Source organism: Geodermatophilus bullaregiensis, from assembly GCF_016907675.1.
GTDB classification, from domain to species: domain Bacteria; phylum Actinomycetota; class Actinomycetes; order Mycobacteriales; family Geodermatophilaceae; genus Geodermatophilus; species Geodermatophilus bullaregiensis.
Genome location: NZ_JAFBCJ010000001.1, coordinates 983755 through 996622, shown reverse-complemented (window position 1 = coordinate 996622; position 12868 = coordinate 983755). Strand labels below are relative to the sequence as shown.

Genomic DNA, 12868 nt, shown 5'->3' with positions numbered 1-12868 from the left:
CCCACGCGGACCGACGCCGTCGGCACCGTGCGTCCGGGCAGGAGAGGGGTGACATGACCAGGCAGCGGGACGACTCCCCGCCGGTCGTGTCCGCCGTCGGCCCCCGGCACCGCCACGCGCCCACGAGCCGGCGCGCCGTGCCCGCCGGCCCGGGGCCGGTGGCCATCGAGCCTCTGGAGGAACAGCAGGGATGAGCGTCGACTCGGGCAGCGCCAGCATGGCGGCCCGGCTGGGCATCAAGCCGGGCATGGTCGTGCAGGAGCTCGGCTGGGACGAGGACGCCGACGAGGACCTGCGCGACTCCATCGCCGAGGTCTCCGGGAGCGACATGGTCGACGAGGACACCGACGAGGTGGCCGACGTCGTCCTGCTGTGGTGGCGCGAGGACGACGGCGACCTGGTCGACGCCCTGGTCGACGCCATCGCCTCCCTGGCCGACGACGGCGTCGTCTGGCTGCTGGTGCCCAAGTCCGGCCGGCCCGGCCACGTCGCCCCCGGCGACGTCACCGAGGCCGCGCCCACCGCCGGCCTGGCCCAGACCAGCAGCATCTCGGCGGCCAAGGACTGGTCGGGGATCCGGCTGGTGACCCCGAAGACGGCGCGCACCCGCCGCTGACGAAGGACCCCCTCGCCCCCACGCCTCGATCCGCTCGGCGCGGGTCCCTGCGAGGGGGCCGTTCCAGTAGGTCACCGGGGGTGGGGCACGATCGGGGGCATGAGCCTCTCCGTCGGTGACGTCGCGCCCGAGTTCAGCCTCCCCGACCAGGACCGGCAGATCGTCTCCCTCGCCGACCTGCGGGGGACGCCGGTGCTGGTCGTCTTCTACCCGTTCGCCTTCTCCGGCATCTGCACCGGAGAGCTGTGCCAGCTGCGCGACGAGCTGGCCGCCTACACCGACGCCGGCGTCGAGGTCGTGGCGATCAGCACCGACCCGGTGTTCAGCCTCAAGGCGTTCAAGGCGCAGGAGGGCTTCGAGTTCCCGCTGCTGAGCGACTTCTGGCCGCACGGCGCCACCGCGCAGGCCTACGGCGTGTTCAACGACAAGGCCGGCATGGCGCTGCGCGGCACCTTCCTCGTCGACGCCGACGGCAAGGTCGCCTTCGCCGAGGTCAACCAGCCCGGCGACGCCCGCGAGCAGTCCGGCTGGAAGGACGCCGTCGGCAAGCTGGCCGCGTAGAGGAAGGACCTCCCACCCAGGAGCGGCCCCCTGCAGGGTCCCGCCGCGAGCGTGCGAGTGGCGGGGGGCAGGGGGTCCTTCTCCTACCCTGGGCGGGCGGGGCGCGTAGCTCAGCGGGAGAGCTCTCGCCTTACAAGCGAGCGGTCGCAGGTTCGATCCCTGCCGCGCCCACTCCTCGTCCGCCCTCCGGGGCGCCCCGGCGCGCCTCTGCGGCAGCGTCCGGGTCCCCGAGCGCGCGGGGCCCGCGGGTCAGAGACCGCTGCGGGGCTGCGGTACGCACCCGCGGGCAGCCGTCACGAGCGCGACCGTGAGCGCGGCCCGGGTGCTGATCCCCAGCTTGGTGTAGGCGTTCGCGAGGTGGGTCTCGACCGTGCGGACCGACAGCTGCAGCTTCTGCGCGATGTAGAGGTTGGTCATCCCCTCGGCGGCCAGCGCCGCCACCTGCCGTTCCCGTGCGGTGAGCGGGCGCACGCCCACGCGCTGCAGGGCGGGGGAGTGCGCCCCGCCTGCCGCGCGCGCGAGGGCACCGGCCCGCGCGGCGGACGTGGCCGCCCGGCGCCGCTGGCCGGAGGCCGTGTGCGCCTCGGCTGCCTGCGCGGCGGCGTCCGCGGCGAGGGCGTCGGCACCCATCGACGCGAACTCGGTGGCGACCTCGTCCAGCAGGTCCCCCTGCCCGCCGGCCAGCGCGCCGGCGTGTGCCGCGCAGGTGCGGACCAGCGGACCCTCGACGACCCCGGCCAGCTCCTGCAGCCGTCCGGCCGCCTCCGGGGTGCCGCCGAGACGGACGACGGCGTGCAGCGCACGGACCTCCACCGCCGGCTGTCCCGTGTCCGCCGCGGACGAGGCCGCCGCCAGTGCGGAGGCGAGCGCGTCCTCGGGGCGCCCGAGGGCTGCCGTCCAGGCACGGGCGAGGTGGGTGTCCGGCGCGAACACGGTGACGGCGGAGGGGCTCGGCTCCGCCAGCACCCGTCGGGCGCCGATCTCGTCCCCGGCGAGGGCGTGGGCCTGGGCCAGCCGTGCCCGGCACAGCGACAGCAGCCCGAGCGGGTCACGGTCGGCCAGCCCGGCGGCTGCCTCCGTCAGCCACCGGACCGCCGCGGCCGGCCGGCCCGCCGCCAGCGTCGCCGAGCCGATGCCGAGCGCGGACACCGCGTCGCCGGCCCCGGCGGACCGCGTCAGTGCGGTCCGGTGCAGCTCGCGGGCCCGCTGCACGGCCTGCCCGAACCGCCCGGACAGTTCCAGCGCGAGCACCTCACCGTGGGCCAGCGCGGCGCGAGCCGTGGACGACTCCACCGTCGTCGGGTGCTCGCCGAGCGCGGCCCATCCCCGGGCGGCGGTGGCGAGCGCCTCGTCCGTGCGGCCGAGGACGGCGAGGGCGCCGGTCCGGGCGGCGCACGCCCACAGCGGGGCGGCCGGGTCGCTGCCCCCGCTCCCGGTCAGGTCGAGCGCCTCCCGCGGTCGTCCGGCCGAGAACCGCAGCAGAGCCCGCACACCGGACAGCTGCTCCCCCCGCGTGTCGGGGGCGGCATCCGCCTCCTCGACCGACCCGAGACCGTAGAAGCGGTTGAGCGTCCGCGTGACGGCCAGCTGCTCCTCCTCGACGGCCGTGCGCGGCTCCGCCTCCCGCGCGGTGCGCTCGGCCTCGTCCGGGCGTCCCTGCCACCGGAGCGCCTCCGCCAGGGCGACCGCGGCCGCGGCGCCGGCGTCCCGCGTCAGTGCGACCCGTGCCAGCCGCTCGGCAGTGCGGTGGTCCCCCGATGCGCCGGCCTGCTGGGCGGCGCGGACCAGCACGTCGGCCGTGACCGCCGGGCCGTCGGTCCGGAGGTGGAGGTCCGCGGCGCGGACGGGGTCCTCCTCGGCCCACCGCCGCGCCGAGGCGCTCGCGGCCAGGCGCAGCCGGAGGTGCCGTGCGGTCGCGTGCGGCAGCTGGGCGCGCAGACCGATCGCGTGGAGGGGTTCGGTCAGCCGGGCGGTCGGCCCCTGTGGCGTCTGCTCCACGGTGACCGTCCCGCGGCGTTCCAGAGAGGCGACGACGTCGGAGGAGGTGAGCTCCACCAGGTCGGTCAGGTCCAGCGGTCCGCTGACGGCGAGCAGCTCCGCCGCTGCCCGCTCGTCGGGAGCGAGGTCTCCGGTGTCCGCCTGCAGCACGTCGAGCAGCCGCGGTGTCGGCTCGACGTCGCCCTCCCAGCGCCACACGCCACCCACCTCGCGGAGGCGGCCGGTCGTGGAGCCGGCCGCCACCAGCTCACGCAGGTGGGCCACGCTCCCGTGGCTGGTGCGCCAGAGGAACTCCGTCGTGCGGCTGTCCACCGTCCCCTGCACCACCGCGGCGAGCAGCCGGTCGACCTGGCCGCGGGACCACGGCGGGAGCTCGACCCGGGTGGCCAGCCCGTCCTTCCACAGCGCGGCCACGACGTCCGGCGGCTGGGCACCGCCGCGGACGGTGAGGACCACGCTGGCCTTCCGCGTGAGGACCAGCTGGTGCACCAGGGCGGCCGACAGGTCGTCGAGCAGGTGCGCGTCGTCGATCGCGACGACCACGCGCCCGTGCTCCTCCGTGCGGGCGTCGAGGGTGGCGGCCAGGGCCTGCCAGGCCGCCGTCGGGTCCGACGACGCGCCGCTGACCGGCACCAGGTGGGTCAGCGCCCCGAGCGGGATGGTCTCGGTGCTCCGGGTGCAGGTGACCCACTCCGTGCCGCGCCGGCGGGCGCGCAGGACCCGGATCGCCTCCTGGGCCAGCCGCGTCCGGCCGACCCCGCGCCGACCGGAGACCACCACGGCACCGGGCTCGGCGCCGTCGACGCCCTCGAGGAGCCCGCGAAGTTCGCCGCCCCGGTCGACGAAGACCCAGTCCCGCTCGGGGTGCGCCCTCGGCTCGAACGGGTGGTCGAGGAGGTCGACGTTCCCGGATCCAGCGTGGTGGTTCGGCCCGCCGTTCCGGTGAATTCGCGTCGTCTTCCCCACGGGGCCGTACCTTATGGGCCACTCGATCACCGGCAGGGATCTGTTGCAGCGGGGTCCCCGAGGCCGCACGCCGGTCCTGCGGCACGCGATGTGACATCCCGTTGCTGCTCCGGTCCGGAGCGCTGGTCGTCCGACGGCGGGCGGAACCGCAGGTCACTGCGTCGGTGCGGTGGTCCCGCCGCCGTGGGGTCACGCCCCGGACGGCGGGGAGCCGCACGCTGGTCGTGCCCGCGGACGACGGCGCGGCCGGCCGTCCGTGTCCCTCTCGTTTCCTCCGTGTTTACGAGACGGCCGCGTGGCGCGCGTGAGTACGTGACGGTAACCTCACGGTGAGTGATAGCTCCTGATGAGCACTACAGGACGCTGGCCGTGGGGCCGTCGTCGTGTAGCGTCGCCGGGCCTGTCGAGGCAGCGGAGCCGTGACCGACACGCCGCCCCCGAGCGCACTCACGGGCGGCCGCGTCATCCCCGTCCGGCCGATCGCCGACCCCGGTGTCAGTGGTGGTCCGGGTGAGTCTACGTAGTGCGAGCGGACATCTCAGTGGTGACCCATTTCGACATGGGTGCCCATTGTCGCCGACATCGGTATCGCGATTCTGACTATCTGTCATTCCCGGGTTGCGCCCCGCAGGCGCCGGGTGAAATGGTCGGCCCCGCCGAACCCGTGGTGAGCCGACGCCACGTGGGGATCGGTGACCGGTCGGGGCTGGGGGAACGTCGGGCGGGCCATTTCGTGTGCCGTTCTCCACGGTTTCTGGCCATTGTCTGACGACCGTCATCGCGGACGACCAGGAGGACCCATGTTCGAGGACCAGTACGTCGAGCTGCTGCCCGCACGCACCACCATGCAGGTCGTGGTCGACGTCGTGGGTACGGGTGGCGCCGGTGGCGCCGGTGGCGCCGGTGGCTTCGCCGCCGCGCTCTCGGCCGCGGCCAACGTCGTGTTCGCCGACCAGACCGCCGAAGCCTTCTCGCTGGACGGCGACGCCACCGCCGCGAACATCGCCGCCACCGGCAACGCCACCGCCGGTAACGCGACCGCCGACGGCGGCGACGGTGGCGCCGGTGGTGCCGGTGGCGCCGGCATCACCGCCGGCGACGACTGATCTCGAGCGGCTGGTCGGTGGAGCGCCTGGGAGTCGATGTGCCTGACGTCTCCCAGGCGCCCGCCGGCCGTCGCGGCACGACCGTGAACACCCACCACACGGACCACCCAGGAGGAACCATGTTCGAGGACCAGTACGTCGAGCTGCTGCCGGCACGCACCACCATGCAGGCCATCAGCGTCACCGGTGAAGGGGGTGCGGGCGGCGCCGGCGGCGCCGGCGGCTTCGCCGCCGCGCTCTCGGCCGCGGTGAACTTCGTGGACGCCAACCAGACGGCGGAGGCCTTCTCGGTGTTCGGCGACGCCACCGCCGCGAACGCTGCTGTGACCGGCGACGCCACCGCCGGAGACGCCGCCGCCGCCGGTGGCGCCGGTGGCGCTGGCGGCGCCGGTGGCGCCGGCATCAGCTGAGCTGATGCAACCGGCCGGGGAGCACCGGGCAGGTGACGCAGTGACGTCGTCCCGGTGTTCCCCTGGCCGTCCCGCACGACCGTGAACACCCATCACACAGATCACTCAGGAGGAACCGTGTTCGAGGACCAGTACGTCGAGCTGCTGCCGGCGCGCACCACCATGCAGACCGTCACCGTCATCGGTACGGGCGGGAACGGCGGCGCCGGCGGCGCCGGCGGCTTCGGCGCCGCCCTCTCGGCCGCGGCGAACGTCGTGTTCGCCCAGCAGTCGGCGAGCGCCGGCTCGGTGTTCGGTGACGCCACCGCCGCGAACATCGCCGCCACCGGCGACGCGACCGCTGGTGACGCCACCGCCACCGGCGGCGCGGGCGGTGCCGGCGGTGCCGGTGGCGCCGGCATCAGCGGCTGACCTCACACAGCCGGCCGGGGGAGCACCGGGCAGGTGACGCAGTGACGTCGTCCTGGTGCCCTCCGGCCGTCCCGGCACGACCGTAGGCACCACCCACACGGACCAACCAGGAGGACCCATGTTCGAGGACCAGTACGTCGAGCTGCTGCCGGCGCGCACCACCATGCAGACCGTCGACGTCGGGGGATTCGGCGGTGCGGGCGGCCAGGGCGGCGCCGGCGGCCCCGCCCTGGCGCTCTCGCTCGCGGCCAACGTGGCGGTGGTCACCCAGACCTCGACCGCCGTCTCGCTGTTCGGCGACGCCACCGCCATCAACGAGGTCGTCACGGGCAACGCCACCTCGGGTGCTGCCGAGGCCACCGGTGGCACCGGTGGCGATGGTGGCGGCGGCGGCGCCGGCATCGGCTGACCTGTACGCCTGAACGGCGGTCCCTGCCCACCGCCTGACGGGACGGGACCGCGCTGACGAGGAGGGGGGCGACCGGACACCGGTCGCCCCCCTCCTCGTCCGACACCGGCCGGTGACGCGCGAGCGCGCGGCCCGAGAGGGGACGAGAGCACCAGGTGACCCAGACAGTGCAACCGAGCAGCCTGGCCGACGAGCCGGCACCCCGGGTCGACCACCACGTCCGTCGCCTCGCCGAGGGCACCGAACTGCTCGGTGCCTACGCCGACTCCGGCTACCAGGAGCCGAGGTACCTGGTGTCCCGCGCCGACGGCCAGGTCATGCAGTTGCCCGAGCTGCTGTACCGGGTGGCGGAGTCCCTGGACGGCCACAGCGCCGGGGAGGTCGCCGCCGACCTGAGCGCACGGCTGGGCCGGGAGCTCACCGCCGAAGACGTGCTGTACCTCGTCGACGAGCGCCTCCGCCCGGTCGGGCTCGTCGCGCGGGAGGCCACCGAGGCGGGCGACGCGGACGCGGCTCCCCCTCCGGTGCGTGCCGACCCGCTGCTGGGGCTGCGCTACCGGGTGGACCTCGTCCCGGAACGGGTCGCCCGGCGCATCGCCGTGCTGTTCCGCCCGCTCTTCCTGCGTCCGGTGTGGATGGCGGCGATGGCCGCGTTCGTGGCCGTCGACGTCGCGGTCCTCGCCCAGGGCGACCTCGTCGGCCGGCTCGCGGCGAGCGTGACGCAGTTCGTCCACCACCCCGCTCTCACCCTCCTGCTGCTCGCGCTCGTCCTCCTCTCCGGGGGGTTCCACGAGTGCGGCCACACCGCTGCCTGCCGGTTCGGCGGCGCGCGCCCGGGCGCCATGGGGGTCGGGATCTACCTGGTCTGGCCGGCCTTCTACAGCACGGTCACCGACTCCTACCGCCTCAGCCGGGTCGGGCGCCTGCGCACCGACCTGGGCGGCGTCTACTTCAACGCCATCGTCATGACCGCGGTGGGCCTGGCCTACCTCGGCACCGGGCAGGCCTGGCTCCTGCTGGCGGTCTTCGCCATGCACCTGGAGACGACCCGGCAGTTCCTGCCCCTGCTCCGGTTCGACGGCTACTACATGCTCGCCGACCTGGTCGGGGTGCCGGACCTGTTCGGCTACGTCGGGCCGGTGCTCAAGAGCCTGGTGCCCGGGCGACCGGCGGACCCGCGGTTGAAGGCGCTGCGGCCCCGGGCGCGCTGGCTGATCGTCCTGTGGGTGGCGGTCGCCGTCCCGGTGCTCGCGTACTACCTGGTCGTGCTCCTCCTCGTCCTCCCCCGGGTGCTGCCGGTGGTGTGGCAGGCCGCGCTCGCGTACGGCGACGGGATGCAGGCCGCGCTGGAGCGGGGGGACCTCGCACAGCTCGTCCTGAGCGTCCTCCAGCTGGTCCTGTTCCTCGTGCCCTGGGTGGGCATGGTCCTGATCCTCGGCATGTTCTGGACACTCCTGCGCCGCATCGTCGTGTCGTGGGGGTGGACGTGGGCCGCACCCGGCCGGTGGACGGCGGCTCGCCGCTGGGCCGTGCCCGTGGGGCTCGGCCTGCTCGGGGCCGCGCTGGTCCTGCGGGTCACCGCGGTGGCCCTGTCGGCACCGCTGTCCTCCGCCGAGGCCCGGATCGGCGCGAGCGCGGCGGGCGTGCTGGACGTCGGGCGCGCGGCCGCTCCCGCCGTGGGTCCGGGGGAGGTGCTCGTGCGGGACCAGCTGGCCGCCTACGCCGGGCTGACCGGCGCCTTCGACCGGCACGCCGACGTCCTCAGCGGCGGCCGCGAGCTGGCCGTCCTGGCCGTCCTGGTCCTGGTCACCTGCCTGCTCCTGGTCTCCGTCGTGCACCGCTGGCGGCCCGTGGCCGTCGCCGTCCCGCTGGCGGCGGTGACCGCCATGGGCCCGGCCGTGTCCGCCCTGGCCACCCTGGGGCCGGCCGTGGTCGGGGCCGCCTGGGTGGCCGCTGGCGGCACCGCCCTGGCGCTGGCCGCTCGCGACCGCGGGGACGACGGCGACGGGCGGGTGCAGCTCCTGCACCGGCTCCTGGGCGGGGCGGGCGCCGTGGCGGTGGCGGTGGGCATCGCCACGGCGCCGCTGCTGGGCATCCCCCTGTCCGTGGCCGCCGTCCTGGTGGTGGTCCGCCGGGGAGCGGGTCCGGGGCCCGTGCGCTGGTGGACGCCGCTGGCCGTCGCGGCGTTCGGGGTCGCCGTCCTGACCGCACTGGTGGCCCCGGTGCTGCTGCGCACGCGCGCAGGGACCGTGCTCTCCGTCCCCGAGCAGCAGGTGCTCGTGGTCGCCGCGCTGCTCGTCGTCGCCGCGGTGGCGACCATGCGCGAGCTGCGGTGGGCGGCGGTGGTGCTGGGGTCGCTGGTCGTGGTGGCGCTGCTCCCCGCACCGGGTGCTGTCGCGGTGCTCCCGCTGGCCGTGTGCGCCGCGGCCGTGCTCGCCGCTCTGGCCGTCCACGCGCTGGTACGGCGGCGCGCGGCGGAGCGTCCGCACCCGCTGGTGCGGACGGCTCTCGTGGCGCCCGCCTTCCTGCTGGTGCTCGTCGGCGCGCTCTTCGTGCCCGCGGCGCTCCCACAGGCCGCGGAGCAGCACCTGACCAGCCGGTCGACGGCGACATCGGCTGCCGCGCCGGAGGTCCCGGTGCTGCGGGCGGAGGTGCTGGGCGAGGTGCCGCACGACCCGTCGGCGTTCACGCAGGGCCTGGAGCTGGACGGCGGCGTGCTCTACGAGGGCACGGGACTGGCCGGCCGGTCCGAGCTGCGCGAGCTCGACCCGGCGACGGGAGAGGTGCAGCGGGCCGTTCCGCTGCCCGGGCAGCTCTTCGGTGAGGGCATCGCGGTGACGGGGGACAGCGTCTGGCAGCTGACCTGGCGCGACGGGGTGGTGCTCGAGTGGGACCGCGCCACCCTGACGCTGCGGCAGCAGCTGCCGCTGGCCGGCGAGGGCTGGGGACTGTGCTCCGACGGCGCGCGGCTGGTGCGCAGCGACGGCAGCGACCGGCTGTACTTCCACGACCCGGGCACCTTCGCCGAGACGGGCAGCGTCGCCGTGACGCTGCGGGGGACCCCGGTCACCCGGCTCAACGAGCTCGAGTGCGTCGGCGGTGAGGTGTGGGCCAACGTGTGGCAGACCGACGAGCTGGTCCGCATCGACCCCGGCACCGGAGCGGTGACCGCGGTGGTCAACGCCGCCGCCCTGCTGGACCCGCAGCGACGGACGAACGCCGATGCCGTGCTCAACGGGATCACGGCTCTGGGGGACGACGAGTACCTGCTCACCGGCAAGCTGTGGCCGGTCTCCTTCCGGGTCCGGTTCACCCCGATGTGACCGTGGGACCGTCGCCCGACGCACTGGAGGTGGAGCGAGTGATCTCCGAGACCGGATCCCTGCCGTGTCGCCGGCGGCCGCGGGAACGCCGCGTCGCGCCGCCCTGTTCCGGCGCCCTCGCCGGGGTGCTGCTGCTCGTCCTGCTGACCGCCTGCTCGGGCTCCGCCGACTCCGGCAGCTCCCGGGCGTCCACCGGTGCGGCCGCCTCCGGCGGTTCCGGCGGAGCCGGCGGTTCCGGCGGTTCCGGCTCTCCCGGTTCTGCCGGCGCGTCCGGTTCCCCTGGCGCTCCGGGGTCCGCCGGCGCGTCCGGTTCCCCTGGCGCGCCGGGTTCGCCCGGCGCGAGCGCGTCGGCCACCGCGACCGTCTCCGCCGGGTCCTCCTCGGTGAGCCGCGTGTCCTGCTCCGGGAACACGTGCTCCGTGACGCTGGCGGGCGGCGGGTCGACGGCGACCGTCCTCGGGACGACGATCGCCTTCCGCGGGGTCCAGGACGGCCAGGCCGGCCTCCGGGTGGGGGAGCAGGACGTCTCCTGTGCGCCCGGGCAGCGCGTCCCGGCGGGTCCACTCGACCTGGAGTGCACCGCCGTCGGCGCCGACAGCGTGGAGTTCACCGCCTCCCTCCGGTGAGCGGAACGGCTCCGCGGCCGGTGCACGTCCGTGCGACGGCGTCAGCCGGTGAGGTCGAGGACGGTCAGCGTGCCGCTGTCGAGGTCGCTGACGTACCCCTTGCGGCCGTCGGGGAGCACGGTGACCGAGGTCGGCGACGTCCCGGTCGGGATGGTCGCGGTGACCGTGAAGTCCTCGGCGCTGAGGACCGACAGCGTGCTGTCGCGGACGTTGGTGACGTAGGCGAAGCGGCCGTCGGCCGACCAGCTGACGTCCTGCGGCCCCTCCCCGACCGGGACGGTGGCGACGACCTCGTCGCTGTCGGTGTCGATCACCGAGACCGAGGCCGCGTCGAAGTTGACGTTGACGACCAGCGGCCGGGACCGGTGCACCGCCACGCTGTGCGGGCTCGTCCCGACCGGCACCTCGTCGACCACGGTGTCGGTCGCGGTGTCCACGACCGCGACGACGTTCGAGTCGTGGTCGGCGACGTAGGCGCGCGTGCCGTCGGGGGTCAGCTCCACCCAGTGCGGGTTGGGCGGCACCTCGATCTCGGCGACCGGCGTCGCCGTGCGCGTGTCCACGACCGTGAGGACGTCGGAGTCGTGGTTGGGGACGTAGAGCCTCGTCCCGTCCGGGCTGACCGCGGACACGTAGGGACGGCTGAGCATCGGGACGGTGGCTCCGAACTCGCCGGTCGTCGTGTCCAGCACGCTGATCGCCGCGACGGTCCGGTCGTCGTCCCAGACGCTGACGTAGGCCCGCGTGCCGTCCGGTGAGAGGGTCAGGTACTGCGGCGGGCCGGACGGGACGTCGATGGTCGTGACCACCCGGTCGACCGCGGTGTCGACCACCGCGATGGTCCCGGCCGCGCGCTGGGCGACGTAGAGCCGGCGGCCGTCGGGCGAGGCGACGGCATAGCCCGGCGTCTCACCGACCGGGACGGTGCCGGTCGTCGACGGGACCGGCGCGCTCGCCGCCACCGGTGCGAATGCGGCCGGCTCCGGGAGCGTGTCCACCACCGCGCTCGAGGCGGCCGTGGGACCGGTCCCGGCCTCCGGGGTGCTCGGTGGGTCGATCCCCGCGGTCAGCACCGTCACCCCGACCAGGACGGCCAGCAGCAGGACCGCCACCGCCAGGAGGGCGGGCGGCCCCTTCGGCCCGTCGTCCGCGGGTCGCGCACCCCCCTCCGGGTCCGGCGGGGTGACCGGCCCCACCGTGGGGACGCCGGACGGCGGGGGGCCGGACGACGGGGTCCCGGGCGCCGACCCCACGGGTGCGGTCCCGACCGGCGCTGTCTCCGCCGGTGGACCCGGCTGCCCGGTCGGGGCGACGGCGGCCGGGGCGGCTCCCCGCACGTGCGGGGCGGGGACCCCGGTCCGCCGTTCCGCGCCGAGGATGGCGGCACCGAGGGCCACGGCGTGCTCCGGGTGGGCGTCGAGGACCGCGGGGCAGCCGAGCTCCCGGGACACCGTCTCGGCGATCAGCGGGATCTGCGACGACCCTCCGACCAGCAGCACCGACGAGAGCTCGCCCGGCGCCACACCCGCCGTCCGCAGCGTCCGGTCCAGCACGCGGAGCGTGGACTCCACGGGCACCCGGATCAGCTCCTGGAACTCCGGGCGGGTCAGCCGGACCTCCGTGTGCCGGCCGGGGAGGAACACCGGGATCGTCGTCTCCGTGTCGAAGGAGAGCGCCTCCTTCGCGGCGGTGCAGTCCTGGCGCAACCGGGCCAGCGCCACGACGGTCCGGGCGTCGCTGAGGTCGAGCCGGTGCAGGAACCCGCCCGCGGCGGCGTCCACGTGGGCGAGGACGGCGTCGTCGAGGTCGGTGCCGCCGAGGCGCTCGATGCCGTCCGGCACCCCCAGGACCTCGGTCCCGTCCGGAGTGCGGCGCAGGACGGTCGCGCCGAAGGTGCCGCCGCCGAGGTCGTAGACCGCGAAGACCTCGCCGGTCCCGAGGTGCCGGGTGGCTCCGTGGTAGGCCGCCGCGGCCTCGGGCTCGGTGACCGTCGAGTACCGGGTCAGGCCCGCGGCCCCGGCGACGTCGGCGAGTGCCCGGCACTGCACGGGTCCCCAGGTGGCCGGGTGGGTGAGCACGACGGTGTCGGGCTGACCGCCCGAGCTCCCGACGGCTCGGGTGAACGCGGTCTCCAGCAGGGAGCCCAGGAGCGTCGCCACCGGGTACGGCACACCGCCGAGCACCACCGGTGTGGGGTCCCCGAGACGGCGTTTGAGGTCCTGGGCCACCCGGTCCGGGTCGGTGACGGCCCGGCGGGCGGCGGCATCACCACCGGTGACCGAGCCGTCCGCACCGACGTGCACCGCGGCGTGCGCCACCGCCGACGTGTCTCCGAGGGGGACCATCTCGGCGCGGCGGTCGCGCGCGACGGCGGCGGCGACGGACGTCGTCCCGAGATCGATCCCGAGGCTGTGGCTCACCGGACTCCCTCCTGCAGGGGCA

General features: G+C 75.5%; 11 protein-coding genes and 1 tRNA gene. 10 read left to right on the top strand and 2 right to left on the bottom strand.

Going from position 1 to position 12868, the window contains the following annotated elements; all coding sequences use genetic code 11:
* The first annotated feature begins 53 nt into the window (after positions 1 to 53).
* From JOD57_RS04605 to JOD57_RS04590, 4 genes are all read left to right on the top strand, one after another.
* The gene (locus JOD57_RS04605) at positions 54 to 194 is read left to right on the top strand and encodes a hypothetical protein (protein ID WP_204690814.1); all 141 of its coding nucleotides are present in this window, start codon (positions 54 to 56) and stop codon (positions 192 to 194) included.
* A complete protein-coding gene (locus JOD57_RS04600; RefSeq protein WP_204690813.1) occupies positions 191 to 616 on the top strand; it encodes a DUF3052 domain-containing protein in 426 nt (141 codons plus the stop codon). The genes JOD57_RS04605 and JOD57_RS04600 overlap by 4 nt, the downstream gene beginning before the upstream one ends.
* A gap of 99 nt (positions 617 to 715) precedes the next feature.
* Entirely contained in the window at positions 716 to 1177 is a 462-nt protein-coding gene (locus tag JOD57_RS04595) for a peroxiredoxin (protein ID WP_204690812.1), read from the top strand.
* A 99-nt stretch (positions 1178 to 1276) separates the two neighbouring features.
* Positions 1277 to 1348, top strand: a tRNA-Val gene (locus JOD57_RS04590).
* A gap of 78 nt (positions 1349 to 1426) precedes the next feature.
* On the opposite strand, the gene JOD57_RS26690 is transcribed toward JOD57_RS04590, so the two are convergent.
* Positions 1427 to 4141: a helix-turn-helix transcriptional regulator gene (locus tag JOD57_RS26690; protein ID WP_204690811.1), complete on the bottom strand. Its 2715-nt coding sequence runs from the start codon at positions 4139 to 4141 to the stop codon at positions 1427 to 1429.
* An 800-nt stretch (positions 4142 to 4941) separates the two neighbouring features.
* On the opposite strand from JOD57_RS26690, the gene JOD57_RS04580 reads away from it, so the two are divergent.
* The 6 genes from JOD57_RS04580 to JOD57_RS04555 all read left to right on the top strand — a co-directional run bounded on the left by JOD57_RS04580 (position 4942) and on the right by JOD57_RS04555 (position 10426).
* Positions 4942 to 5247, top strand: coding sequence for a hypothetical protein (locus JOD57_RS04580; RefSeq protein WP_204690810.1), 306 nt, complete (start codon positions 4942 to 4944; stop codon positions 5245 to 5247).
* 119 nt (positions 5248 to 5366) lie between these two features.
* Positions 5367 to 5657 carry a hypothetical protein gene (locus JOD57_RS04575; RefSeq protein ID WP_204690809.1) on the top strand — a complete coding sequence of 97 codons (291 nt, stop codon included), beginning with the start codon at positions 5367 to 5369 and terminating at the stop codon, positions 5655 to 5657.
* A 117-nt stretch (positions 5658 to 5774) separates the two neighbouring features.
* Positions 5775 to 6068, top strand: a complete 294-nt coding sequence (locus JOD57_RS04570) for a hypothetical protein (protein WP_204690808.1) — start codon at positions 5775 to 5777, stop codon at positions 6066 to 6068.
* A gap of 118 nt (positions 6069 to 6186) precedes the next feature.
* Positions 6187 to 6477: a hypothetical protein gene (locus tag JOD57_RS04565; RefSeq protein ID WP_204690807.1), complete on the top strand. Its 291-nt coding sequence runs from the start codon at positions 6187 to 6189 to the stop codon at positions 6475 to 6477.
* A 155-nt stretch (positions 6478 to 6632) separates the two neighbouring features.
* Complete coding sequence (locus tag JOD57_RS26685) at positions 6633 to 9800, top strand: glutaminyl-peptide cyclotransferase (protein WP_307824457.1); 3168 nt, start codon at positions 6633 to 6635, stop codon at positions 9798 to 9800.
* Positions 9801 to 10219: 419 nt separating this feature from the next.
* On the top strand, positions 10220 to 10426 hold the full coding sequence (locus tag JOD57_RS04555; protein ID WP_204690806.1) for a hypothetical protein: 207 nt from the start codon (positions 10220 to 10222) through the stop codon (positions 10424 to 10426).
* Positions 10427 to 10467: 41 nt separating this feature from the next.
* Here JOD57_RS04555 and JOD57_RS04550 read toward each other — a convergent pair whose 3' ends face one another.
* On the bottom strand, positions 10468 to 12846 hold the full coding sequence (locus tag JOD57_RS04550) for an Hsp70 family protein (RefSeq protein ID WP_204690805.1): 2379 nt from the start codon (positions 12844 to 12846) through the stop codon (positions 10468 to 10470).
* Positions 12847 to 12868: the final 22 nt, after the last annotated feature.

Excerpts from the sequence above, each read along its gene's own strand:
- JOD57_RS04605 (WP_204690814.1), top strand. The coding sequence starts at position 54 with ATGACCAGGCAGCGGGACGACTCCCCGCCGGTCGTGTCCGCCGTCGGC.
- JOD57_RS04600 (WP_204690813.1), top strand. The coding sequence starts at position 191 with ATGAGCGTCGACTCGGGCAGCGCCAGCATGGCGGCCCGGCTGGGCATC.
- JOD57_RS04595 (WP_204690812.1), top strand. The coding sequence starts at position 716 with ATGAGCCTCTCCGTCGGTGACGTCGCGCCCGAGTTCAGCCTCCCCGAC.
- JOD57_RS04580 (WP_204690810.1), top strand. The coding sequence starts at position 4,942 with ATGTTCGAGGACCAGTACGTCGAGCTGCTGCCCGCACGCACCACCATG.
- JOD57_RS04575 (WP_204690809.1), top strand. The coding sequence starts at position 5,367 with ATGTTCGAGGACCAGTACGTCGAGCTGCTGCCGGCACGCACCACCATG.
- JOD57_RS04565 (WP_204690807.1), top strand. The coding sequence starts at position 6,187 with ATGTTCGAGGACCAGTACGTCGAGCTGCTGCCGGCGCGCACCACCATG.